The sequence below is a fragment of the Streptomyces sp. NPDC048254 genome, from assembly GCF_043201895.1.
Lineage (GTDB): Bacteria > Actinomycetota > Actinomycetes > Streptomycetales > Streptomycetaceae > Streptomyces.
On sequence record NZ_JBICZJ010000038.1, the window covers coordinates 24,945 to 46,790 of the forward strand.

Below are 21,846 nucleotides of genomic sequence, written 5' to 3' on the forward strand. Positions count from 1 at the left end.
GAGACGGCGTGCTTCGACCGGTGCGGGACGACGCGTTTCGCACCGGAGACCTCCTCCGGCGTCAGCCTGCGGATCGACGCCTGCGCCTCGGTCGCCGTACGTTCCGCGTGGCGGCCCGCGGGCCGGTCACCGGTCGGCGTCGGCCTCCCACTCGGCCTCGGGGTCGAGGGGCAGCCCGGGCCGGTCGCGCTTGAACACCTGTGCCTGTTTCTCCACCTTGGGCAGGGCGTGATCAGGCGCTCCGAAGCCGCGGAACAGGGTGGAGCAGTACTCATGGGACAGGAACTGCGCATCCCACTGCCCGTCCGGCTTCACCCATTGGTACGTGTGGTTGTGCAGGTTGAGGAACTGGAGGGTGGCCAACCGGGGCGGCATGCTGCGGAACGTGCCCTGTTCCACGGCCTGCGAGAGCAGGTCCGAGATCAACTGCTCGAAGTCGGAACGCTGGGCGAGCAGGGTCTTGAGCTCGTCGCCGCTGAGACTGCGGTAGTCGTGTTCGTAGACCCAGATGTGGTCGAGCCTGCGAAAGATGATCGTCAGAAGCGACTCCGACAGCAGCCGCAGGCGCAGCAACGGGTCCACGTCGAGGTCTGCGATCTGCCGCGCGCGGGACAGCAACGGACCCATGACCCGCGACTGGATTTCGACCAGCAGGTTCTCTTTCGAGCCGATGTAGTAGTACAGGGCTCCCTTGGCCAGCCCGACCGCGCGTCCCAGGTCGTTGATGGAGGTCGCGGCGTACCCTTGCTGAGCGAACAGGGAAGCCGCGATGTCAATGATCTTCTGACGTCTGACCTCGAAGCCCGGTCCATGGCCTGGCGGTCGTGGCATGGATTCACTCCCCGCGTGATGTGACGGCACGTCGATGGGAATCGACTCCCGTGCCCGCGTCGGATGCCTTTCGGTATATCCGGGGGAAGCGGACCACGGGGCACCGCTTGCGTTTGCTGGACCAATCGGTACATTGAAGCATGGAAAACCTTCGGCTCAAGCCCGCGCCATCTGGGGGAGCATAGCGACGACGCGACGCGGGCCCAGGGGCTCCAGCGCGCCGCCATCGGCTCCGGACGCGCAGACGGAAGACGGCGTCGCCGAGATCACCGGTCAGGGCACCTTCGAGGGCCGTGAGGCCATTCGCAAGGCCTACGAGGCGTTCGCACCGCAGGCTCCGCAGCTGCACCTCGTCGGCAACACCCTCCTGACCTCCCTGCCGGAGACGAGGTCACCGCCGGCAGCAGCCTGGTGTTCTTCGTACGCGGTGCGGAGGGCTGGGCCGGGCAACTCGTCGGGAGCTACGAGGACACGCTGGTCCGCGTGGGTGACGTGTGGAAGTTCCGCAGGCGGGTCACGACCTTCAAGTAGCCCGCGCGCAGAACGGCCGTGCGGCCGGTCCGGCCCTCGTCCGGACCGGCCGCACGGCCTCGGCGTTCCCGACGATCGACCCGGCACCCATCGACACCCCCGCGACCCGGCCGGAGGCGCGGCGGCTCGTCCGGCAACGGCCGCCCGCCCCGCCTTCCGAGCCGACGGGACTCCACCCGGACGGTGCCATGGTGGACGGGCCGTAGGGACGTCAGGCGGCTGACCGGTCGTCACCTGCTGAGGGTTGGCCGATGATCAACCCGGCATCGCACGGTCCTCGGACGGATTGACGGCCGTCGACGGGATGGCGAAGTAGCCCAGTGCCGCGAGGGCCGCCGCGCTCGCCGCGAGCACCGAGGCGCCTGGAAGGGACCAGGTCGCGACCGGTCCGGCGACTGCCGCCCCCAGGGCGAATCCCGTGATCTTCAAGCTGGCGCCGATGGTGAAGATCTGCCCGCGGAGTCGTTCTGGGGCCTCCCGGTGACGGACTGCGAGCAAGGCGGCCAATTGGGGCCCTTCACCGATCCCGGCGATGAGCAGGGCGACGATGAGGACGGCTGGTCGACCCGAAGCGGCCAATGCGAACGCGGCAGCCTGGACAAGGGCACTGGCCCAGATGACCGTGTCGGGGGCGACTGAACGCGGAAACCGCGCGAGCACGGCGTTGGCCACCAGGGCTGAGCTCGCCGTGCAGGAGAGCAGCACCGCGCCGTGGCCGGCCCCGCCCAGGACACGCTCGCCCAGGAGCGGGACGCAGGCCGTCAGGATGCCCTGAGCAGCACACGAGAAGACCGAGGTGAGGGTCGCCCGGGCCAGCGACGGACTCCCGACGACGACCCGCAGACCGGCAGCGAGATCGCTGACCACTGAGGTTGTCCGAGCACCCCGCACGCGACCGGGGCGGGCGGGCAGCATCCAGGCGGCGGGCAGCGCCAGGCCGATGAGCACCGCGGAGACGACCAAGGCCGTCGGGGCCCCCAGCGTCTCGGCCAGGCCGCCGGCGAGAGCCGGACCGGCCAGACTCGCCACGCTGAACGTCATGGCATCGAGCGCGTTCGCCCGGGGCAGCTGGTCCCCCAGCGCCACACAAGGCAGTTGGGCCGTCCAACCGCCCGAAAGAGCCGGCCCCGACAGCCCCGCTGACACGGCGATCAAGATCGTGACCACGAACGGCAGACGGCCGAGCCCGACGAGAATCGCCCCCAGACCCGTGGCGTACAGGACGAGCGCTCCGGCCAGCAAGCGGCCCGGGCGTTCTGCTCTGTCGAGGAGCACCCCGAGTACCGGCCCCCCTACCGCGGCGGCGATCGTGATCCCCGCGAGCAGCGACGACGCGTCGGTGGTCGATCCGGTCAGCGCGAACCCTGCCAGCATCAACGCCGGTCCTGACATCTCGTCCCCGGCACGAGCTGCCACTGCTCCGGCCAGATAGCAGGGGAGTGCGTAACGTCCATCCACAGCGATGACGTTACGGACGTAACTCAAAAAGTCAGCAATATGCGTTACATTCCCCAGGTGCCCTCCACCACCGACGACTGGTCCACCCAGCACTCCGTGCTGACTACGGCCCGGCGGACCGCCGCCCTGGTCAACGTTCTCGACGGCGAGTGCCCCGGCCCGGCCGACGTCGCCGACGTGCTCCGCGCATACGGTGAGAGCGACCCCATCGACCTCACCGACCGAGACGTTGCGGAGATGCGCACAGCGGCCGCCCTGCTGCGAGAGATCTTCGCTGCCGAGCACGCCGACGCCGCCGCCACCACCCTGAACCGCCTTCTGAGGGAACACACCGGACCGATCCGCCTGACGTCGCACAGCGGCAGCACCCCCTGGCATCCTCACCTCGACCGCGATGACGACGCCCCCTGGGGAGAGTGGCTCCTCGCCTCGTCCTGCATGGCCCTGACCGTCCTCGTCTGGGACCGCCAACGCCCACCGGGCAGGATCTGCGCGTCACCCAGCTGCCAGAGCGTCTTCATCACCCAAGGCAGCGGCCCGGAACGCCGCTACTGCTCCCGCCGATGCGCAACCCGCGAACGCGTCGCAGCCCACCGGCGCTCCCACTCCACCGAGCGGTCGAGCGAAACCAGGTAGGGCACCAGCCCCTCACGCGGCGACAGCGGTCACGTGGGTTCTGGCGGCATGGCCCGCGGTACGTCTCGGCTAGCGGGCGGCCGGGCTGCCGGCCCTCTCGCCGCTGCGCAGGCGGGGCAGGGCCCGCAGCTGCCGGACGTGCCGTTGCTGGAGCTCGGTGGCTCGTCGGAGGAAGTCGGTGATGACGGCGATCTGGTCGGCGGTGAACGCGTCGGCGATCATCTGGTGGCCCTCGTCCACCAGGGGGGCCATGAGGGAGAAGGCCGTCTTCTGGAATTCGGGGGTGGCGCGAACGATGCTCTTGCGCCGGTCGGTGGGGTGAGGTTGACGGGCGAGGTAGCCGGCCCTCTCCAGCCGGTCCAGGAGGGCCGTGGTGCTGCCGGTGGTCAGACCGAGGCGGTCCGCAAGCTGACTGGGGCTGGCTTCAGGCAGTTCCTGGACGAGGATCTCCAGGCAGCGCAGGTCCGTCTCGTTGACGCCGAGGTGATGCGCGAGTTCGCGGTCGAAGTCGTCGACGGCGGCCTGGTAGGCACGGGAAGCCTCGCCCAGTCCCTGCTGGGGCGGCACTTGACTGGCGGCGGTCATGACTCCCGTGGTCCCTTCACAGTCTCCTGGCTCGATTCTCAAGGTACCGCAGCGGGGGTGCTGCCCCGAGAGCTCCGTCGGGCGGCGGCCCGGGCGACCCATTCGCCTTGACAATCGAGTCTCTCGGCAATCAAGGTAAAGGTGTCTCGACAATCGAGTTGTATGGCGATCGACGGATGTGACTCCTCATGCACGTATTGATCATCGGCGGCGGCACGGGCGGCATGTGTCTCGCCCACGGCCTGAAGAAGGCCGGCGTCTCCGTCGCGGTCTACGAGCGCCACCGCACCCGTCGCGACGGCCTCTTCGGCTACCGGGTCGGCATCGACCCCACAGGAAGCCGCTCCCTGCACGAGTGCCTGCCGTCACAGCTCTTCGACACTTTCGTCGCCACCTGCGCCAAGGATCCGCAGCACCTGAACGTGTGGACCCAGTCGATGCACACCACGGCCGGCTTCCGGCTGCCCGACGCGAAGGACCACGTCAACGCCGAACGCTCCGTCTCCCGCTCCACGCTGCGCCAGGTGCTCTTCAGCGGCATGGACGATGTGGTCCACTACGGCAGGGAGTTCACCGGCTACCACCAGCTCCCCGACGGCAAGGTCCGCGCCGACTTCGCCGACGGCGGCAGCGCGACCGGTGACCTGCTGGTCGCGGCCGACGGCTCCCGTTCCAGGGTGCGCCGGCAGTTCCTGCCGCACGCCACCGTCAAGGACACCGGCATCACCGCCCTGGCCACCAAGACACCCCTCACCCCGGAGGTCCGCGCCCTCATCCCGGACGAGGCACTGAACGGCATGTCGTTGATCTTCGGGACCAAGGGCATGATCGGGATGCTGCACTCGATGCAGTTCAAGTGGGACGCCGACGGCAACCCCAAGGACCCCGCCGACAAGGCACTCCTGGACAGCTGGTCGGGGCTGCAGTTCGACAACACCCGCGACTACCTCAACCTCTCGGTCTGGAGCACCCACGCGCGTTTCCCGCCGGACGTCACCCAGCAGCGCGGCCAGGAGCTGATCAGCACCGTCCTCGACTCGACCCGCAACTGGCACCCCCACCTGCGCCGGATCTTCGAACTGTCCGACCCCGGCGCGGCCTTCCCGCTGAAGATCGCCACCTCCGAGCCGGTCGAACCGTGGAAGACCACCAACATCACCCTGCTCGGCGACGCGATCCACACCATGACCCCCGGTCAGGGCGTCGGCGCGAACACCGCCCTGCGTGACGCGGCACTGCTGTGCCGCCACCTCACCGCGGCCGCTCGTGGCCGGCAGCCGCTGCTGACCGCCGTCGCCGCCTACGAGGCCGAGATGATCCCCTACGGCTTCCAGCGCGTCGCCGACTCCCTCGGCCAGAACGGCACCACCGCGGCCGACCCCCTCTACAAGCCCGGCATCGGCCGCCTCGCGCTGTTCGGCGCCCGCAGCTACTTCAGCGTCATGAGCAAGGTGCCCGCCCTGCGCACCACCTTCCTCGACCGGATGTACGCCTATCGCGGCGACGAGTAGGCGAATCCTGTCCGGCACCTGACGGGAAGCCGGGGCGCGCCGGGCTCACCGATATTTCGCATCCTCAATTATTGACTAGACCGAACGGTACAGTTAACTGCGTCAGCAAGCCCGGGTGAGTCCTGCAGCGAACGACCAGGTTCGAAAGGGGTACCGCCCTGTGTTCAAGGAATTCGTCGTGTCCGGTGACTCGCACATCATCGAGCCGGCCGATCTCGTGCACGCGATGACCCTGGTGGCCGCCCGTGACCTCGCGAGCTGGGCGATCCGGGTGAACACCATCGCGCCCGGGACCTTCGACACCCCGATGCTGGCAAGGCTGCGCGAGGACATCCGGCAGAGCATCGCCGAGACCATCCCCCACCCCAGGCGCCTCGGCCATGCCGCGGACTACGCCGACCTGGCGCTGGCCATGGTGCGCAACCCCTACCTCAACGGCGAGACCGTCCGCCTCGACGGCGCCCTGCGCATGGGTCCGAGGTGAGCGCCGCCCCCGAGGTCCTGGTGGGCGCACACGACCGGGTCCTCGTCATCACCCTCAACAGGCCGGCACAGAAGAACGCGATGACCCTGGCCGCCGCCCACCTCGTCGCCGAGGCCGTCGACCGCCTGGACGACTCACCGGAGCTGCCCGTCGCCGTCCTGACCGGCGCCGGCGGGACCTTCTGCGCCGGCATGGACCTGAAGCGGTTCGCGCTCGGGGAGCGTCCGGCGCTGCCGGGCCGCGGTTTCGGCGGGCTCGTCGAGGCACCCCCCGAGAAGCCGATCATCGCCGCCGTCGAGGGCTGGGCGCTCGGCGGCGGCTGCGAACTCGCCCTGGCCTGCGACATGGTGGTGGCAGCGCGGGGAGCGCCGCTCACGGGCGGCCGGATCGGTGAACCACCGGTACGTCGCACTGCGGGCGTTGCCGGTGTACTGACCCGGAGCGCGGAGCGCTGTCGCTGCTCTACGCCGCCACCGAGGACGTCCCCGGCAACTCCTATGCCGGGCCGGACGGCCTGGGCGGCTTCCGGGGCTCCCCGGCCGTCCGCAAGCAGGGCAGGGCCGGCCTCGACCCGGCGATGGCCGGCCGGCTGTGGGACGCGACCGCCGACCTGGTCGGGGCGGTCGCCCGATGAGCTAGCCGGAAGCTTGCCCGGCGGCCGCCGACCACACCGACAGCTACCTCCCGCACGCAGCGGGTACGCCGGCTGATCGCCGGTGACCCCACCGCCTCCGAAGCCGGCACCTCGCAGCGACCGTGCACGTGCGGCGTGGCCGCCGGCCCGCGCAACGGGAAAGGGATCCGCGGTGCTTCAGGCGGTCATTCCGCCGTCAACGAACAGGTCGGTGCCGGTCACGTACGACGCGTCGTCGGAGGCGAGGAACAGCACCGCCGCGCGAGAGCTCCGTGGAGTCCGCGAAGCGGTCCATCGGCACGCGCAGACGCTCCTGCGCCTGGGCGTCCTCGTCCCACGTGGCCTCCAGGAGCGGGGTGCGCACAATGCCCGGGCAGACGCAGTTCACCCGGACGCCCGCGGCCGCGTAGTCCTTGGCCGTGGCACGCGCGAGACCCCGCACGCCGAATTTCGACGCCGAATACGCCGCATTCGGGGTCCTGCCCTGGAATCCGGCCGTGGAGGAGATGTTCACGATCGTCCCGCCGCCTGCCGCGAACATGCCCGGTATGACGGCGTGCATCCCGTCGGAGACCAGAGCGCCGATGACGCCGGACACCGCGGCGCGCAGGGCACCGGAGCGCTTGCCGTTTGACGGCGCCGCTCCGCGCGGTCGTTCTCGCGCCCGCCCGCGTTCTCGGAGGGCTTGTCGAGGTCAGTGGTCGCGGTCCGCATGACGGGCACCTGCTTCGACGTCGTCTGGACCCGAGGGAGCAGAGACGGCTTCGGCCGTGAGGCCGTGACGGCGGGTGGTCGCGGCGATGGCGGCGAGCAGTGCGAGTACGACGGCGGTGAACCAGGTCGTCGCACTGGTCGGGCTCATGGAGCGGCTGGCGATGCCGAGGCCGACGGGCAGCAGGGCCAGGCCGAGGTAGGCGGCGAGGAACAGGCCGGCGAGGGCCTCACCGCGCCCGGCCGGGGCGGCCGTACCGGCCACATGCCCGATGGCGGACTTGAACAGCACCCCCGCTCCGGCCCCGGCGATGATCCCCGCGAGCAGGAACACAGGCAGGCTGGCGAGGTGCACGCCGACCGCCAGGACGGCCATGCCCACGGCCTGGGCGAGCAGCCCGGCGTACCAGCGCGTGCGGGCGCCGAGCCGGCCGGTGCCCGTCTGGGCCGCCGCGGCGGCCGCGAACACCGCGAACACGATCAGCCCGGTCAGTGCCCGGGACGGGTGGTGCAGGGTCCCGCCGACGAAGCCGGGGACCACGGAGGTGAACAGGCCGAACACGGCCATGGACGTGAACCCGGCCGCGCCGGCCACAGGATATCCAGGCACTCCGTGAGTGGCCCCGACCCGCTGGGGGCGGTAGGCGGGCCTGACGTCGGGCCGGCGGACGGTCTCGGGGGTCAGCGCGATGGCGACCGCGCCGGTCACCAGGAGAACGGCGAAGACCGCGTACGGCACCCGCAGCGGTGCTCCCAGATACTGGGCGAGGACGCCCGAGACGACGGTGCCCAGGCCGAGCCCGCCGATGTTGGCGACGGTCGACACGATCTCGAACCGCCGGGTCGAGGAACCGGGCCGGTGGGCGCTGTGCAGTTCCTGCAGATACGCGGTGGCGGTCGCCGTCAGCATGCCGACGCCGAGGCCGGTGACCAGTCGGGCGACGATCAGTACCGGCAGCGACGGCGTGGCCAGGAACAACGCGGCGGCGAGCAGTTCGAGTGCCAGCGCCGACGTCATGACCTTCTTGCGGCCCAGCCAGTCCGAGACGTGTCCGGCGAGCAGCAGGCTGGTCAGCACGCCGAGGGAGTAGGCGGCGAACACGACCGTGACCGTGAACGTGGAGAACCCGTCGTGCGCCTGGTACAGCGGGTACAGCGGAGTGGGGACGGTGGAGAAGGCCATGGCCGTCACGAACACCGCCGCGACCGTCCAGAACCCGGCGCCGTACCGGCCGGCGGCAAGCGGTTCCTCACCGGCTCGGTCCTTCCGGACAGATACACGGCCCGCACGCAGACCTGTGGCCGACGTAAGCGACATCGGAAGCCCTCCGATCCCTGTCGTTGGTTTCCGTCGGCGGTCGGACCACACGGCCCTTCATTCACCGCCTGTGAATACCAACGGACGAGCCGAGTCGATTTTTCCCATGTGCCGAAGATGGTCAGAGATGATGGTCATCTGCATGAGAGATGGAAAAGCCGGCGGCCGTGGATTTCCGTCGGACGGAGGCCGTCGGCGCGGTCGCCGAACAGCGCGTTTCAGCTGCAGCCGGCGCCACGGTGATCCTTCCGCGCACATCCTTCGGCCTTGCCGGTGTCGGTGGGCCGCATGCGGTTGAGCACTGGGTGTTGTGGGCCGTCCCTCTCCTCGAGAACCGGTGTGTTCACCGAGGAGAAGGCCAAGGTCATCCGCGCCGCGCTCGGCACGTGACCCGGCCGCCTGTGCGTCCGCCCTCGTCGGGCAGGGCGGGCGCACGGGTCGGCACGCTCTGCACATCGGCTCGGGTGCGCCCTCACGGCTACGCCGATCCGTGGCGCCGACCAGCAGGTCTCCCACGACCTGGGCATCCGCTCGCCGTCGTGCGCCCAGCCGGGAAGGTCGAGCGGGGCAAGGGAGTTGAGGGCAGCCCCGCCGGGGCACCGGCAGGTGTCTTGCTCAGTCCTTGATCGCGGCGGCGATGAGGGCTTGGAGCTGCTCGGCGGTGCGGTCGAGTGGCTGCGTGCTGCGCCGGGCGCGGCACATGGCCACCGTGCCCTCGACGGCCGCGACGATGAGCGTCGCGAGCCGCGCGGCCTGTTCGGCCTCGGTACCGTGTGTCCGTAGCGAGGCGGCGAGCAGTTCTTCCCACTGCTCGAAGACCTCGGCGGCAGCGGCCAGGGCGGGTGGAATCTCGTCGGCCGGGGGCTCCTCGATGGCCACCGCCAGGACCGGGCAGCCCGCGTGGAAGTCGCTGTCGACGACGATCTTGCGCCACAGACCGAGGAACGCCCGCAGTCCTTCGGCCGGGCCCGCCAATGGACGGCCTTGCCGAATCGGAACGCGCTGGAACTACCAAGTCCGGGGGGCAACGGCCCAGGAATCTGACACGGGGTTGAGAACCCAGCGTTCGACACGTTGTGAGACTCCCAAAGACACCACAGGTCAGAGGAGCAGCGTCCGACAAGAGGCGCGAAACCCTACACCCCCGGTGGGATCTCAGCTTGCTCTTCGGCCTCCGAGCCCGTCAGTTCAACAGGGCAGCCGTGAAAACATCGCGGTGAGCCACCAGCCACCTCTGGAGGCGGTCCCACCTCTGCCAACCACCGCGCTCGGACAGCGCCTGGGTATAGACGGGGTCACCGTCGGCCACTCGATCAGCGACGAAGGCCCGGCAGGATGCGGTGGCCAGTTCGACAACGCCGGGCAGTTCACCGCGCTCCTGCGGGGAGAGTCCGTAGCCGTCGGCGAGGATCCGCAGTCGCGTCGGGGCATCCAGTCCCGCGGGATGGAAAGCTGCCGCGGACGCGGGATCGAGCATGGGAACCCAGTAGCGGGCGGTCATGGCGACGTCCCACACCGCTCGGCCGGGGGCAGCCAGGTCGAAATCGATCAGTGCGGCGGCGCGGCCATCGCGGAAGACGACGTTTTCCAGGCACACATCGTTGTGGCACAGCATCGTTCCTCCCGCCGGGTCGGCCAGGGATCGGGGCCACTCGACGCGTTCGTCAACCGCGATGGCAGCGCTGGCGTCGTGCAGGCGCCGCAGCAGGTTTCCCACCGATCGCAACGCGGTCTCGGTCATCACCCAGCGCGGAAACGGCGGTAGAGCGACGTCGCCGGGGATGAAGGCCAGCTGTTCTCGTCCGTCCGCGGTGAGACGAACCGGCCTCGGAGCCGCGTCGAACCCGTGTTCCGCGAGTGCGAGGAGATGGGCATGGAGAGCGTGTGCGGTGCGTGGCGCCGGGCGTTCCACCACGGCACCGTGGCGGAAGACCGCGCCCGCGTTCACCATGCCGCCGGCCAGGGCTTCGCCCTCTGCCAACTCGCCCTCAGCCGTCATGTCGATCACGCTATCGTCAGGTCGGTCGTGTGCGGGACGGTCCCGAAATGCGCTTCGAGCCAGGTCGCCCGCTTGGGTATTCGTCAGACGCCGAGGCGGCCTTCGTCCGATCATGTGCTCCGACCAAGGACACACGTGAGTTCCTCGCCGCGCGCCTGCACTGCCGCTTCGCGGATGTGCTGAGACCCTGGGGCTACCCATGAACGTGGCCTTGGCCAAACCCGTGCTGCCCCGTGGGGCCGTGCTGGCCAGCGTTGAGGAGATCCCCGGAATCGCGGCCGTATCAGGTGTTGCCGAGGATGTACTTGCGGCGATGACGCTGCGCCGGCGGTGTCGCCTTGCTGGTCGGCACCAAGGGCCGACCGAGGAGGAGATGACCCGCTCCCTGCTCCTCTCGGTCTTCAATGAAGCGGTGGGCGACTGATCCCCGAGTCGCGCGGTGGAGGTCGACGAGGTCACGATCGTGCCGTCGCTCTCCCCTGCCGATCCTGGGCTGTCTGGGAAGCCGAGCCGGCAGCGCGCGACGAGTTGCATTTCACGGTGCTGGAGCCCAAGGAGGCCGTACCGGAGGCGCCCGGCGCCTACTTGGCCAAAGTCAGCTGGAACGCTGGGAACCGGGAACATCGAGATGGAGCGAGGCGGATGATCTCGCACGTCGGCGTTGGATTCGCTCCTTTCGACCCATCCAGGGAGGAAGTTCCGCTGGTACGGAGGGCAGAGGTGCTTCTAGGGGTCGTTTTGGTCGGCGACAGCGCAAAGGCATGTGGTCCACGAATCGCGTCTGGACTCTCGCGCCTCTCGTTCTCCCATCTGCAAGCAGACGCCCTGGCTCAGCCGCACCGGGCAGACTTCGAAGTACTAGCCTGTCGACGTGGATATTTCACACGTAGCTCGCGTCCTGCATGAACCGGTGAAGCGTCCCCGGGTCGGGCACATCCAGTTCCTCAACTGTCTGCCGATTTACTGGGGACTGGCCCGCACAGGCACCTTGCTCGACCTGGAGTTGACCAAGGACACTCCGGACCGGCTGAGCAGTCTGCTGGTCGAAGGGACCCTGGATATCGGTCCGATCGCCTGCATGGAGTACCTCAAGCATGCCGGCGACCTGGTGCTGCTCCCGGACATCGCGGTGGGCAGCGATGGCGCGGTGACCTCCTGCCTGATCGTCAGCCAGGTACCGCTGCGCGAGTTGGACGGGCGCCGGGTCGCCCTGGGTTCCACCTCGCGCTCGTCGGTACGCCTGGCTCGACTCCTGCTGGAGGAACGGGAAGGGGGCCGCCCGGAGTACTTCACCTGCCCGCCGGACCTGCCGGTGATGATGCAGGACGCGGACGCCGCGGTCGTCATCGGTGACGGCGCGCTACGCGCCTACCTTCACCAGGCCGAGGATCTGGGACTGGTGGTGTACGACCTGGGCGAGATGTGGAAGGCGTGGACTGGTCTGCCGTTCGTTTTCGCGGCCTGGGCCGTCCGCAAGGACTACTTGGAGCAGAACCCTCGCATCGTGCGCGAGGTGCACCGGGCCTTCCTGGAGTCCCGGGACCTCTCGATGGCCGAAGTCGACAAGGTGTGCGAGCAGGCCGCCCGGTGGGAGGCGTGCGACGAGCAGGCGTTGCGCCGCTACTACACCGAGGCTCTGGACTTCTCGTTCGGCGAACGCCAATTGGCGGGTGTTCGCGAGTTCGCCCGCAGGGTTGCTGCGGACTCCGGATTCGATCCTGAGCTGGAGATTTCGGTCCTCCAGCCGTAGCGGAGCAGCTGTCTTGGTACGCCATCGGCTGCGTTGCCGGTGCGTTCTGGCCGACAGCCGAGATCGCCGCGCATCGCGGCTCCGTCCCGGGGTGCGTGCCGGTCGGTGCGACGGGGCGGAACCGCTCGGAACCGTGGCCGGGTGACCGTCCTGTTCCGAACGGGCGCGGGTCAGAAGCCGGATGCGGGGCGCGTGGTGTAGTGCTTCTCCAGCCGGGTCAGCTCTTCGGCGCTGAGCTTGAGCTCGGTGGCGGCGACGGCGTCGGTTGCACCGCCTGGGCCACCATCGAGGCCAAAGGCAGGACCCTCCGGCGGTTCAGCACCCTCGTGCCCGTACGCACGCGCCCAGTTGCAGGTCAGACGGCCTTGACGACGGTGCCGGCGCCTTCGAGCGCGGTGACCTCGTCGACGGGTGCTGCGGTGTCGGTGACGAGCGTGTGCAGGAGCGTGGAGGGACCGACGTAGGCGTAGGCGGTGTGGCCGAGCTTGCTGCCGTCGGCGGCGACGATGATGCGGCGCGCGGAGGCGATGCCTGCCTTCTTCACGGCCGCGTCGTCGAGGTCGTAGGCGGTCAGGCCCTGGGCTGCACTGAGACCGCAGCAGCCCATGACCGCAGTGTCGAAGCGCAGTGCCGCAAGGGACGCGAGGGTGAGGGGGCCGGTGAGGGCTCCCTCGGCGGCCCGGGGCTGCCCGCCGGGCACCATCAGTGTGGCCGGGCCCGGGCCCTCGCCGAGTACGTGGACGGCCTGCAAGGACAGGGGCATCACAGTGACCGGCCGCCGGCGCAGCAGGTGGGCGATCTCCAGGCAGGTGGTGCCGCTGTCGAGGAGGACGGTCTCGCCGTCGGCGATGAGCGAGGACACCTCGGCGGCGATGCGGCGCTTGGCGTCGACGGCCTCGTGAGCACGCAACGCGAAGGGCGGTTCCTCGCCCCTGAGCAGCAGGGTGCGCGCGCCGCCGCGGACCCGCTCCAGGACGCCTTGCGCGGCCAGCGCGTCGAGGTCGCGCCGGATGGTCATCTCGGAGGCCCCGGTCAGTTCGGCGAGTTCCTGGACCGTGGTCCTTCCCGTCTCTCTGACGGCCTGCGCGATCATCCCGTGCCGGTCTGCGTTGCTCATACCGCGATTGAACACCAGCCGAAACGAACATTCAATGTGTGCGAAGGGACAGTATTCAAACGCAACAGATGTTCGTTATGGTCGCTGTCATGAATGATTCGCTCCGGGCCGCCCGAGTGGTGACCTTTGTCTACTTCAGCCTGTGCGGCACTCTGATGGGCACCTGGGTGGTGAACATCCCCGCCGTCGAGGAACGCGTGGGCATCAGTCACGCGACGCTCGGTGGACTGCTGGTGCTGCTGGGGCTGGGAGCCGTCATCGGTATGCAGGTGGCCGGGCGCCTGACCGACTCTCTCGGGGCGCGCATCGTCGTCCCCGCCACCGGCGTGCTGTGCAGCGCGGCCCTGGTGCTGCCCGGCCTTCCCCGGGAGCCATGGACGCTGGCAGGTGCTCTGCTGGTCTTCGGATTCTGCAACGGCTGCCTGGACGTGAGCATGAACGCCCATGCCGTGCATGTGGAGAAGGCGTACGGCCGGCCCGTCATGTCGGCCTTCCACGCCACGTTCTCGGTCGGCGGCGTCCTCGCCGCGCTCGTCGGAGCGGCTACGGCGAGCGCCGGTCTGAGCCCGGCGGCGGGCATGGCCGCCATGGGAGCCCTGGGCATCGCGATCGCCCTGGTGTCGGCACGCGCCCTCCTGCCGACCGCACCCACCGCTGCCGACACCGACTCCGCGGGGGAGGCCGAGCAGGCGCCGGCCGCCGGGCGCCGCGGCACCAGCAGGCGCATCTGGATCCTCGCCGCCCTGGCTCTCATGGTCATGCTGTGCGAGGGAGCCGCCAACGACTGGAGCGCACTGCACCTCAAGGACGTCCTCGGCGCACCCGCGAGCATCGCCGCCTTCGCGTACGGCACCTTCGCGGCGACCATGACCATCGGCCGACTGCTCGCCGACCGCTTCGTCGCCCGGTTCGGGTCCATGGCGATATTGCGCTACGGCGCGGCGACGGCCGCCGCCGGAATCACGATCGTGACCGTCTCCCCGTGGATATGGGCCGCGTTCGCGGGGTGGGCGCTGTTCGGTCTGGGACTGTCCGGCTGCGTCCCGCAGTTGTTCAGCGCGGCCGGGCACGCCGACCCCTCCGCCGCGGGGGCCAATGTCTCCCGTGTCGCCGGGCTCGGCTACGTCGGCATGCTCGCCGGCCCCGCCGCCATCGGCTGGCTGACCCACCTCGTCGCCCTGAACCACGCCTTCGTACTGCTGATCCTGCTGTGTGCGATCAGCGCCGTGGCCGCCGGGATCCTGCGCACCGGATCCGACCGCACCAGCGAGATGGCAGCAAGCAGCCACTGAACGCCCCTCGGGATCCGGAGGAACCCACGACGATGTCCACCGACCGCAGCATCGTGCTCTTCGACCTCTTCGGGGTCATCGCCCGCCACCAACGCCCGGAAGCCCTGGGAAAGATGGCCGCCCGCTGTCACACACCCACCGACGCCTTCACCATGGCCTACTGGGCCTGCCGCCCGCCCTACGACGCCGGTCGGCAGTCCGCGCCCGCATACTGGACCGCCGTACTGCGACGTCTGTCCCTGTCCGTCGACGCCGACACCATCGAGGAACTGCGCCTCGCCGACATCGACAGCTGGTCACGCGTCGACGACCGGATGGTCGCCTACGCCCAGTCCCTCCGCGACGTCGCCGAGGTCGCCTTGCTGTCCAACATCCCCTCGGACCACGCGGACGCCTTCCTTGCCGCGCAGCCCTGGCTGCACGATCTGGACCACGTCGCCTTCTCCGGGAAGATCAAAGCGGCGAAGCCCGCCCCAGCGGCCTTCCATCACTGCGTCGTCGCCATGCGGGCCGCCCCGACCGACTTCCTCTTCGTCGACGACCGCGAGGAGAACGTACGCGCCGCGCAGGCCGTGGGTATGAACGGACACGTCTTCACCGATCGCGACGAGCTGGCAGCCGCCATCGACACGTGGTTGCCGACTCGAGGACTCATGTGGAAATGACACTCCGGGGCACCGGCGGAGCGCACGAGGCCCCGGCTGCGGCGACTGACCTCACCCCAGTCCCTCTCCCGGTGATCGGCTGATCTGTCCCTTGGCCCGTCCTCGGTAGAGAGATCATCGTGTGGGGATGTCTGACAACCGATCCTCTTCAGCACCGTCTGTAGTGCGGCTCTCCCGATACACGAAGACGGACCAGGACGAGATCCTCGGTCACGGCGATGATCCCTTCGGTGTTGCCGTGGCCGGCTTGACCTGGCTGCCCAAAAAGGAGCACTTCGGCATCAGACACGGCGACCGCCTTGTGGCACACGCCGGACTTCTACGGCTGCCTGTTGCGATCGGCGATGCCGAGACAGAGGTGGTGGGCGTCGGTGGAGTGGCCGTCGCACCCGAGATGCGGGGCCAGGGGCTGGCCCGGCTCGTGGTCACAGCGGCACTTGATCACGCTCGCACGATGGGTCCTCAGCACGCGCTCCTGTTCTGCCGGCCTCCCCTCGTGCCGCTGTACCAGCGCCTCGGATGGCACCCTCTCGACAAGGAGGTACTCGTCGAACAACCCGAAACCCGCCTGGTGACCATGCCGCTGCGGACCATGGTGACGCCCCTGCGCGACTACGCGCCCTGGCCTTCAGAGCCAGTGCGTCTGCTCTCCCTCCCGATGTGACGGGCCCCTTCCGTGAAAGCCGTCCGGCGCGGCGACGAAGTCCACCTCACCCCGGCGACACCGGTGTCGGTTCCCGCCGACATCTCCCGGCCCTGCGATCAACAAGCGCTGCCCGAACCCGACGGCAAACGCTGTCAGCTCTCGGGTTCTGGCTCAACTTCTTGCTGACCGGGCCCTTTGCCACGCAATCAGCCGAGGCGAGGGCGAGCACCGGATGGTGCCCGGCCGGCCGTCTTCGCTGGTGGCCGCGCTGGAGACCGGGCGCACGTCCTGAACGGCGGCACTGGACGCGGTCCGTCTGCAGCCCGGTGCCGACGTCGCCGGGATGACCACGGTACAGACGCCACGACGAGGCGCACGGCCGTCCCGCACACCACAAGAAGGGGACGGAAGCCCCGGCGCAATGGACGAACGACGACAACGGCAGACTGGGCCCATGGGCGCAGGACTCGCCGCGTTGCTGGGTGCCGCTGTCGGCTCTGCCACCACTCTTGGTGCCGCTCGGCCAAGGTGTCGAACTCGGCAACGCTCAGCACGGTTTCCGCCTCTCTTCGCTGTGACGCGGCTCCCGGGGGAGTCCCAGGGCCCGCTCGGCGATGGTCGTGCGCAGTACCTCGTTGGCGCCGCCGGCGATGGTGTAGGCCCGGGCGTAGAGGAGGGCGTCCTGCCAGTAGCCCCCGTCCACGGCACCGTCGTCGCCCTCGATCAGCAGGCCGTCCAGTCCCTGGAGCCGTACCCCCAGGGAGACGGCGTCGAGGTTGGTGTCGCTGAAGAAGACCTTGACCATCGCAGGGTCGGTCGGTTCGTCGGTGCCCGCGGCCATCCGGGACTGCACGGCCTTGCTCATCAGGTCGGCGACGTACACCCGCGTCGCCAGCCGGCCCAGGCGGTCGTGTACGGCCGCGTCACCCAGCGGCCGCAGCCCCTCCGGACCGGGCCGGGCCGCCAGCGCCAGCAGACCGCCGAGGCCGTCGAGCCGTTCGGCGCTCCGCGCGGCCACCGAACCCCGCTCCTGGGCCAGGCTCGCACCGGCGACCCGCCATCCGCCGTCGACCTCCCCGATCACCCGGTCGGCCGGGATGCGTACCCCGTCCAGGAACACCTCGTTGAAGTCGGCGGTGCCGGTGATCTCCCTGAGCGGCCGGATCTCCACTCCCGGAGCGCGCATGTCGAGCGCGAACGCGGTGATGCCCCGGGTCTTCGGCGCCCCGGGATCGGTGCGCGCGAGCAGGTATCCGACGTCGGCGTACTGGGCGTTGGTCGTCCACACCTTCTGGCCGTCGACCATGAAGTGGTCGCCGTCCCGGCGGGCCCGGGTCCGCAGCCCCGCAGGTCGCTGCCCGCCTCCGGTTCGCTGAAGAGCTGGCACCACAGGTCCTGGCCGGAGCGCAGCCGGGGCAGGAAGCGGTGCTTCTGCTCCTCCGTCCCGTGGGCCAGCAGGGCGCCTGCAGCGAGGGCGCCGGCTCCGATCTGGCCCCAGGCCCGCGCCCGTGCCAGCTCCTCGGCGACGACGAAGGCGGGCTCGGGGCGCGGATCGGCGAGACCGCCGTACTCCGTCGGCCACGACCGGCCGAGATAGCCGGCGTCATGGAGCCGGGCGATCCAGCGGCGCAGCTCGGGGACGAGCGCGGGTACGGGTGCCCGCACCCCCGCGTGGGTCTTCCTGCCGGGGGCGTGGGTACGGATGAACGAGCGCACCTCTGCCCGGAAGGCGTCGAGTTCGGCGCTGGTGTCGAGCCTCATCGTGTCTCCTGCCTCATCGTGTCTCCTGTCAGACCGAGGGCATGCCGGGGTCGCGGGGGAGCCCGAGGACCTGTGCGGCGAGGGTGTTCCGCTGGATCTCGGCGATGCCCGCCCCGATCGTGGAGGCCCGCGTACGCAGGAAGCCGTAGAGCCACCTGCCGCGCTGCACCGCTTCCTCGGACCCGGGTCCCAGCAGGCCGGCCGGGCCGAGCACGTCGACGGCGAACTCGTGGATGTCCTGCTCGAACTGGGAGATGTGCAGACGCGACACGGAGGAGACGGGGCCCGGTTCCCCGTGGGTGAGGATGTCGGAGATCGTGCGCTGTCCGTTGTAGTGCATGATCCGGGCCCGGATCTCGAAGTCGGCCGAACCCGCCCCTTGTGAAGGTGCCCTACCGGGACTGCCTCATGATCCAGTCCCGGATACCCGGAATGGTGTACGCGATGTGCCACGTGCCCATGTGCGCGCTGGTGCCGGAGCCGGAGGAGACCGTCGTGCCGGTGAGGAAGGACGCGTAGTTGACCGGTGCCTTCTGGGCCTTGAGGTTGCGGACGTCGGCGGCGAACTGGGCCGCGGCGGACTGGCCGTCCCATACCGCGGTGGCGACCTGGGTGCCCGCGTCCTCGATGGCCCCGGTGATGGCGTTCTCGCCGGCGTAGGCCTTGTCGTCGTCCTGGGAGACGACGATCCACAGCTTCTTGTCGGCCAGCGGCGCCACCTGTTCGGCGGGCCACTGGCCGGCGACGACGAACGCGGCGGCGAACAGGTCCGGGTACCGGATGTTCAGGCCCAGCGACATCATCGCGCCCATCGACTGGCCGGTCGTGTAACGGCGGTCCTCGTCGATGGAGTACCGCTCGGTCACGGCCCGGACGAGGTTGGCCGTGGCGTCGAACAGCGTCGAGGGTGCGTAGTCGTCGTCGATGACAACGGAGCCGTACTCGGGGGCGAGTACAAAACTCTCGTGCTTCGCCTGGTCCTCGGCACTGGCCCAGCAGACGGCTCCCAGGCCCTGGACCAGCGGGCCCTCGGTGGCCACGTTGACGACGCTCGCGTCATGCATGAACAGCACGAGCGGATACCGCTTGCGGGGGTCGTAGTCCTTCGGGATGAAGAGGTTGTACTTCAGGGTCTGCCCGGTGGCGGGGTCGTCGAAGGTGAACTGCTGGAAGTCGTCCACGACGAGGTTCACGACGGCACTGGTCGTCAGTGTCGTGCCGGTGGCCGCGTAGCGGGCGCCGTGCGTGGTCCTGACGGTGTCCTTCTGGACCACCGAGGCCGTCGCCGCCACGATCGTGCCGCCTGGTGTGCTGTCGCCGACCTTCGGTCCGCCGGCTCCCGGGGCACCGCCTGAGCCGCCCGAGTCGCTGGAGCTGGGGCTGGGGCTGGGGCTCGGAGAGCCCGTCGAGGTGCCGCCACCGCCCTGCTGTGTCACCCACAGCGCCGCCGAGTCGTCGTCGGGCGAGAGCTCGACGACGACGAACCGGCCGTCCCTGCTCCGCTCGGCCAACGCGGCCACGCTGTTCGCGTAGACCTTGGTGACCGTCCGGCCGGTGACGGCGAACGTGGACGTGGAGAGGGCGGACCCGTCGATGTCGCGGTCGTACTCGACAGCCACGGCGATGAGCTTCTGACCGTCTCCGAACACCTTCGTGATCGCGGTCGCGCCTCGGACGTGGCCGGCCGTGGCAGCCGTTTCGCTCGGTTCGGCCGCCGCAGCGAGCGCCGTTCCGCCCACGACGGCCGCTGCACCGACCGCTGCGGCTCCCGCTATGAACGTACGCCTTTCCACCAAAGCAGACTCCTTTTCCAGTGACGACTGATCGCCACAATTCATCGGCCCGTGCAGACCGCCCGGACAACGTCCGCAACGCTAAGAAGTCTTGCTTGGAAAGTGCTGTGTGAGTTTCGGCCACACAGCTGCGGCACCTCGCATTTTTCACAGGTTACGCAGATATCTCCTGGTCATGCCGTCACTCCGTGGTGGGCTGGCAGAGTGCGTCCTGCCTGCAGTTTTGCCGGGCACGGCCAGATGGCCACCTGTGAAATCGAGCCGTCGATACTCGTCGTGAAAGCTGAGATTGCGTCCCGCGAATTGCCGATTCCTGGAGGCGCTGTGATGCTTCCTCGGTGTTATGGCGCCGCTCCCGACGCACGTCGAGTCGACTGACTCAAAGCGCCGGCAGCAGGTTACGGATCCGGCCTTTTCCTGTGGAGGACTGCGATGGATGAGCGAAACGAGAACGAGATGGACGAAACCGGCTCCTTTGGGGACGTGAGCCGCCGTTCGTTCGTCGCGGTGACGACCCTCGCGGTGGCGGCCACGGCCGTCGTGGGCGGCGCGACGGCCGCCGGGGCCGCCACGAAGCCGGCGACCGGGCTGAAGGTGGGCGCCGGCAAGGCCGCGTTCACGCCCAGTGCCTCGATCCTGCCCCTGGACAACTTCACCTCGGTGCACGACGACCTGTACGCGCGCGTCCTGCTGGTCGAGTCAGGCACCCGCCGTGTCGCCCTGGCCGTGCTGGACCTCACCTCGATCAGCGCCGAGGCGATCGGGCTGATGCGCGAGGCCATCACCGCGGCCACCGGCATCGCGGCGGCGAACATCATGGTCACCGTCACACACTGCTTCTCCGCCCCGCACGTCGCGGACAGCAGCTCGTCGGCGGGTGCCGCGACGTACGTGCAGAACATCGTCAGGGCCACCAAGAGCGCGATCGCCGACGCGGTCGGGAACCTTCAGGACGCCCAGGTCGGCTACGGCCAGGGCGAGGCCGACGTCAACGTCAACCGCAACGTGCTCACCGCGGACGGCTACTGGCTGGGCGTCAACGAGCGGGGCAACTCCGACCACGGCGTGTACGTCGCCCGGTTCAACGATCTCGACGGCAACCCGATCGCCGTCCTGGCCAACTACAACGTGCAGTCCTGTGTGATGCAGGACTCCGTCATGAGCGACGGCAGCCTGCCGATCACCGCCGACCTGGCCGGCGCCGCCACCGCGCACGTGGAGAGCGAGTTCCCCGGCGCCGTCGGTTTCTGGCTCGTCGGCGCCTGCGGCGACCAGTTCCCGGCCTATCGCTCGAAGCGGTACACGATCGACAGGAACAAGGCGTGGACCTACGGCGTCGACCTGCACGACGCCGGCTTCGCGCTGCTGACCGCGCAGGGCGAACGCCTGGGCAACGAGATCGTGCGGGTGTCCGAGGCCATCACCAGGTACGAGAGCGGCAGGAACGTCACGGTGCGTCTGCTCACCGACGAAGTCACCACCACCCAGATGGAGACCGACCATCCCACGGGCCCGGTGAAGACCGCCACCTACACCCCCACCGACACCGTCGAGGTGCCGATCCGGGTCTTCCAGGTGGGCAAGGGCCTGTTCGCCGGCGTGGCGCCGGAACTGTCCACCAGCACGGCGGACGCCATTCGCAAGGCGTCCCCGTTCGCCAGCACGTTCGTCATGTCGATGTTCGAGGGCGGCGCCAAGAACATGCCCGACCGCTGGAACTACGACAACTTCACCTACGAGGCACGCGACGGCTTCTACGTACAGGGCACCGCCGAGAAGGTCGCGGCGCGGATCGAACGCCTCGGCAGGTCCCTGAACTGAGAGGCGGAGTCGCCGGTTGAGGGGCGATGAGCCGGACGGAGTCCGTTTGCGCAGGTGACGAGGCCGATGGGGCGCTCCCGGGCCGGGTCCGGACCTGGGAACGTCATGTTGCGAATATGTTCCGCACTCTTGACGGACATCTTCTGACTGCGTAGACATGGCTGCGCAGTCAGGTCGCCGGAGCAACCGGCGCGGAACGCGGCCATCGGGAGTCTCAATGACGAAGTCAAGCCGCCTGCGTGACCGGTGGGGCGGAGGTGAAGACCCGTCCGTCACGCAGCAGCGCCCACAGCACGCTGGCCC

The 21,846-nt window shown here is 69.4% G+C and carries 20 protein-coding genes and 4 pseudogenes; 11 read left to right on the forward strand and 13 right to left on the reverse strand.

Translation table 11 applies throughout. The annotated features are described in order from the left end of the window. Window positions 1-126: 126 nt before the first annotated feature. Window positions 127-831, reverse strand: a complete 705-nt coding sequence (locus ACGFZQ_RS51200) for a TetR/AcrR family transcriptional regulator (RefSeq protein WP_393846362.1) — start codon at window positions 829-831, stop codon at window positions 127-129. 34 nt (window positions 832-865) lie between these two features. Between ACGFZQ_RS51200 and ACGFZQ_RS51205 the strand changes: the two are divergent. Then, window positions 866-1,222, forward strand: a pseudogene (locus tag ACGFZQ_RS51205) (hypothetical protein); the annotation flags it as partial. Window positions 1,223-1,617: 395 nt separating this feature from the next. On the opposite strand, the gene ACGFZQ_RS51210 reads toward ACGFZQ_RS51205, so the two are convergent. Next, the gene (locus tag ACGFZQ_RS51210) at window positions 1,618-2,790 is read right to left on the reverse strand and encodes an MFS transporter (protein ID WP_393846379.1); all 1,173 of its coding nucleotides are present in this window, start codon (window positions 2,788-2,790) and stop codon (window positions 1,618-1,620) included. Window positions 2,791-2,859: 69 nt separating this feature from the next. On the opposite strand from ACGFZQ_RS51210, the gene ACGFZQ_RS51215 reads away from it, so the two are divergent. Next, entirely contained in the window at window positions 2,860-3,456 is a 597-nt protein-coding gene (locus tag ACGFZQ_RS51215; RefSeq protein WP_393846363.1) for a CGNR zinc finger domain-containing protein, read from the forward strand. 69 nt (window positions 3,457-3,525) lie between these two features. Here ACGFZQ_RS51215 and ACGFZQ_RS51220 read toward each other — a convergent pair whose 3' ends face one another. Next, the gene (locus tag ACGFZQ_RS51220; protein WP_393846364.1) at window positions 3,526-4,041 is read right to left on the reverse strand and encodes a MarR family winged helix-turn-helix transcriptional regulator; all 516 of its coding nucleotides are present in this window, start codon (window positions 4,039-4,041) and stop codon (window positions 3,526-3,528) included. 188 nt (window positions 4,042-4,229) lie between these two features. Between ACGFZQ_RS51220 and ACGFZQ_RS51225 the strand changes: the two genes are divergently transcribed. From ACGFZQ_RS51225 to ACGFZQ_RS51235, 3 genes are all read left to right on the forward strand, one after another. After that, window positions 4,230-5,552, forward strand: coding sequence for an FAD-dependent oxidoreductase (locus ACGFZQ_RS51225; protein WP_393846365.1), 1,323 nt, complete (start codon window positions 4,230-4,232; stop codon window positions 5,550-5,552). A 178-nt stretch (window positions 5,553-5,730) separates the two neighbouring features. Beyond that, window positions 5,731-6,036 (forward strand): SDR family oxidoreductase, encoded by a 306-nt coding sequence (locus tag ACGFZQ_RS51230; protein WP_393846366.1) that lies wholly within the window; start codon window positions 5,731-5,733, stop codon window positions 6,034-6,036. Next, on the forward strand, window positions 6,033-6,746 hold the full coding sequence (locus ACGFZQ_RS51235) for an enoyl-CoA hydratase-related protein (RefSeq protein ID WP_393846367.1): 714 nt from the start codon (window positions 6,033-6,035) through the stop codon (window positions 6,744-6,746). Before ACGFZQ_RS51230 ends, ACGFZQ_RS51235 begins: the two co-directional genes overlap by 4 nt. Window positions 6,747-6,847: 101 nt before the next feature. Here the strand turns inward: ACGFZQ_RS51235 and ACGFZQ_RS51240 are convergent, their stop codons facing one another. The 5 genes and pseudogenes from ACGFZQ_RS51240 to ACGFZQ_RS51260 all read right to left on the reverse strand — a co-directional run bounded on the left by ACGFZQ_RS51240 (window position 6,848) and on the right by ACGFZQ_RS51260 (window position 10,698). Further along, window positions 6,848-6,925: an SDR family oxidoreductase gene (locus tag ACGFZQ_RS51240; protein ID WP_393846380.1), complete on the reverse strand. Its 78-nt coding sequence runs from the start codon at window positions 6,923-6,925 to the stop codon at window positions 6,848-6,850. 22 nt (window positions 6,926-6,947) lie between these two features. After that, window positions 6,948-7,232 (reverse strand): annotated as a pseudogene (locus ACGFZQ_RS51245) (SDR family oxidoreductase); the annotation flags it as partial. Window positions 7,233-7,364: 132 nt separating this feature from the next. Next, window positions 7,365-8,579: an MFS transporter gene (locus ACGFZQ_RS51250; protein ID WP_393846368.1), complete on the reverse strand. Its 1,215-nt coding sequence runs from the start codon at window positions 8,577-8,579 to the stop codon at window positions 7,365-7,367. A 735-nt stretch (window positions 8,580-9,314) separates the two neighbouring features. Continuing rightward, window positions 9,315-9,671: pseudogene (locus tag ACGFZQ_RS51255) on the reverse strand (TetR family transcriptional regulator C-terminal domain-containing protein); the annotation flags it as partial. 211 nt (window positions 9,672-9,882) lie between these two features. Then, the gene (locus ACGFZQ_RS51260) at window positions 9,883-10,698 is read right to left on the reverse strand and encodes a phosphotransferase (RefSeq protein ID WP_393846369.1); all 816 of its coding nucleotides are present in this window, start codon (window positions 10,696-10,698) and stop codon (window positions 9,883-9,885) included. Window positions 10,699-10,897: 199 nt separating this feature from the next. Between ACGFZQ_RS51260 and ACGFZQ_RS51265 the strand changes: the two genes are divergently transcribed. Both ACGFZQ_RS51265 and ACGFZQ_RS51270 read left to right on the forward strand, forming a co-directional pair. After that, window positions 10,898-11,122, forward strand: a complete 225-nt coding sequence (locus ACGFZQ_RS51265; protein ID WP_393846370.1) for a hypothetical protein — start codon at window positions 10,898-10,900, stop codon at window positions 11,120-11,122. Window positions 11,123-11,569: 447 nt separating this feature from the next. Next, window positions 11,570-12,448 carry a menaquinone biosynthetic enzyme MqnA/MqnD family protein gene (locus ACGFZQ_RS51270; protein ID WP_393846371.1) on the forward strand — a complete coding sequence of 293 codons (879 nt, stop codon included), beginning with the start codon at window positions 11,570-11,572 and terminating at the stop codon, window positions 12,446-12,448. A gap of 355 nt (window positions 12,449-12,803) precedes the next feature. On the opposite strand, the gene ACGFZQ_RS51275 is transcribed toward ACGFZQ_RS51270, so the two are convergent. Then, the gene (locus ACGFZQ_RS51275; RefSeq protein WP_393846372.1) at window positions 12,804-13,565 is read right to left on the reverse strand and encodes a DeoR/GlpR family DNA-binding transcription regulator; all 762 of its coding nucleotides are present in this window, start codon (window positions 13,563-13,565) and stop codon (window positions 12,804-12,806) included. Window positions 13,566-13,654: 89 nt separating this feature from the next. Between ACGFZQ_RS51275 and ACGFZQ_RS51280 the strand changes: the two genes are divergently transcribed. The 3 genes from ACGFZQ_RS51280 (at window position 13,655) to ACGFZQ_RS51290 (ending at window position 16,186) form a co-directional block, all read left to right on the forward strand. Continuing rightward, a complete protein-coding gene (locus tag ACGFZQ_RS51280; protein WP_393846373.1) occupies window positions 13,655-14,857 on the forward strand; it encodes an MFS transporter in 1,203 nt (400 codons plus the stop codon). 32 nt (window positions 14,858-14,889) lie between these two features. Then, a complete protein-coding gene (locus ACGFZQ_RS51285; RefSeq protein WP_393846374.1) occupies window positions 14,890-15,522 on the forward strand; it encodes an HAD-IA family hydrolase in 633 nt (210 codons plus the stop codon). 127 nt (window positions 15,523-15,649) lie between these two features. After that, window positions 15,650-16,186 carry a GNAT family N-acetyltransferase gene (locus ACGFZQ_RS51290; protein ID WP_393846375.1) on the forward strand — a complete coding sequence of 179 codons (537 nt, stop codon included), beginning with the start codon at window positions 15,650-15,652 and terminating at the stop codon, window positions 16,184-16,186. Window positions 16,187-16,715: 529 nt separating this feature from the next. Here the strand turns inward: ACGFZQ_RS51290 and ACGFZQ_RS51295 are convergent. The 4 genes and pseudogenes from ACGFZQ_RS51295 to ACGFZQ_RS51310 form a co-directional block, all read right to left on the reverse strand. Then, complete coding sequence (locus ACGFZQ_RS51295) at window positions 16,716-17,555, reverse strand: acyl-CoA dehydrogenase family protein (protein WP_393846376.1); 840 nt, start codon at window positions 17,553-17,555, stop codon at window positions 16,716-16,718. 71 nt (window positions 17,556-17,626) lie between these two features. Next, window positions 17,627-17,929: pseudogene (locus ACGFZQ_RS51300) on the reverse strand (acyl-CoA dehydrogenase family protein); the annotation flags it as partial. 28 nt (window positions 17,930-17,957) lie between these two features. Continuing rightward, window positions 17,958-18,284 carry an acyl-CoA dehydrogenase family protein gene (locus ACGFZQ_RS51305; protein ID WP_393846381.1) on the reverse strand — a complete coding sequence of 109 codons (327 nt, stop codon included), beginning with the start codon at window positions 18,282-18,284 and terminating at the stop codon, window positions 17,958-17,960. Between the two features lie 37 nt (window positions 18,285-18,321). Next, entirely contained in the window at window positions 18,322-19,722 is a 1,401-nt protein-coding gene (locus ACGFZQ_RS51310; RefSeq protein WP_393846377.1) for an alpha/beta hydrolase-fold protein, read from the reverse strand. Between the two features lie 432 nt (window positions 19,723-20,154). Here ACGFZQ_RS51310 and ACGFZQ_RS51315 point away from each other — a divergent pair, with 432 nt between their 5' ends. Then, entirely contained in the window at window positions 20,155-21,543 is a 1,389-nt protein-coding gene (locus ACGFZQ_RS51315) for a hypothetical protein (RefSeq protein ID WP_393846378.1), read from the forward strand. Window positions 21,544-21,846 lie beyond the last annotated feature (303 nt).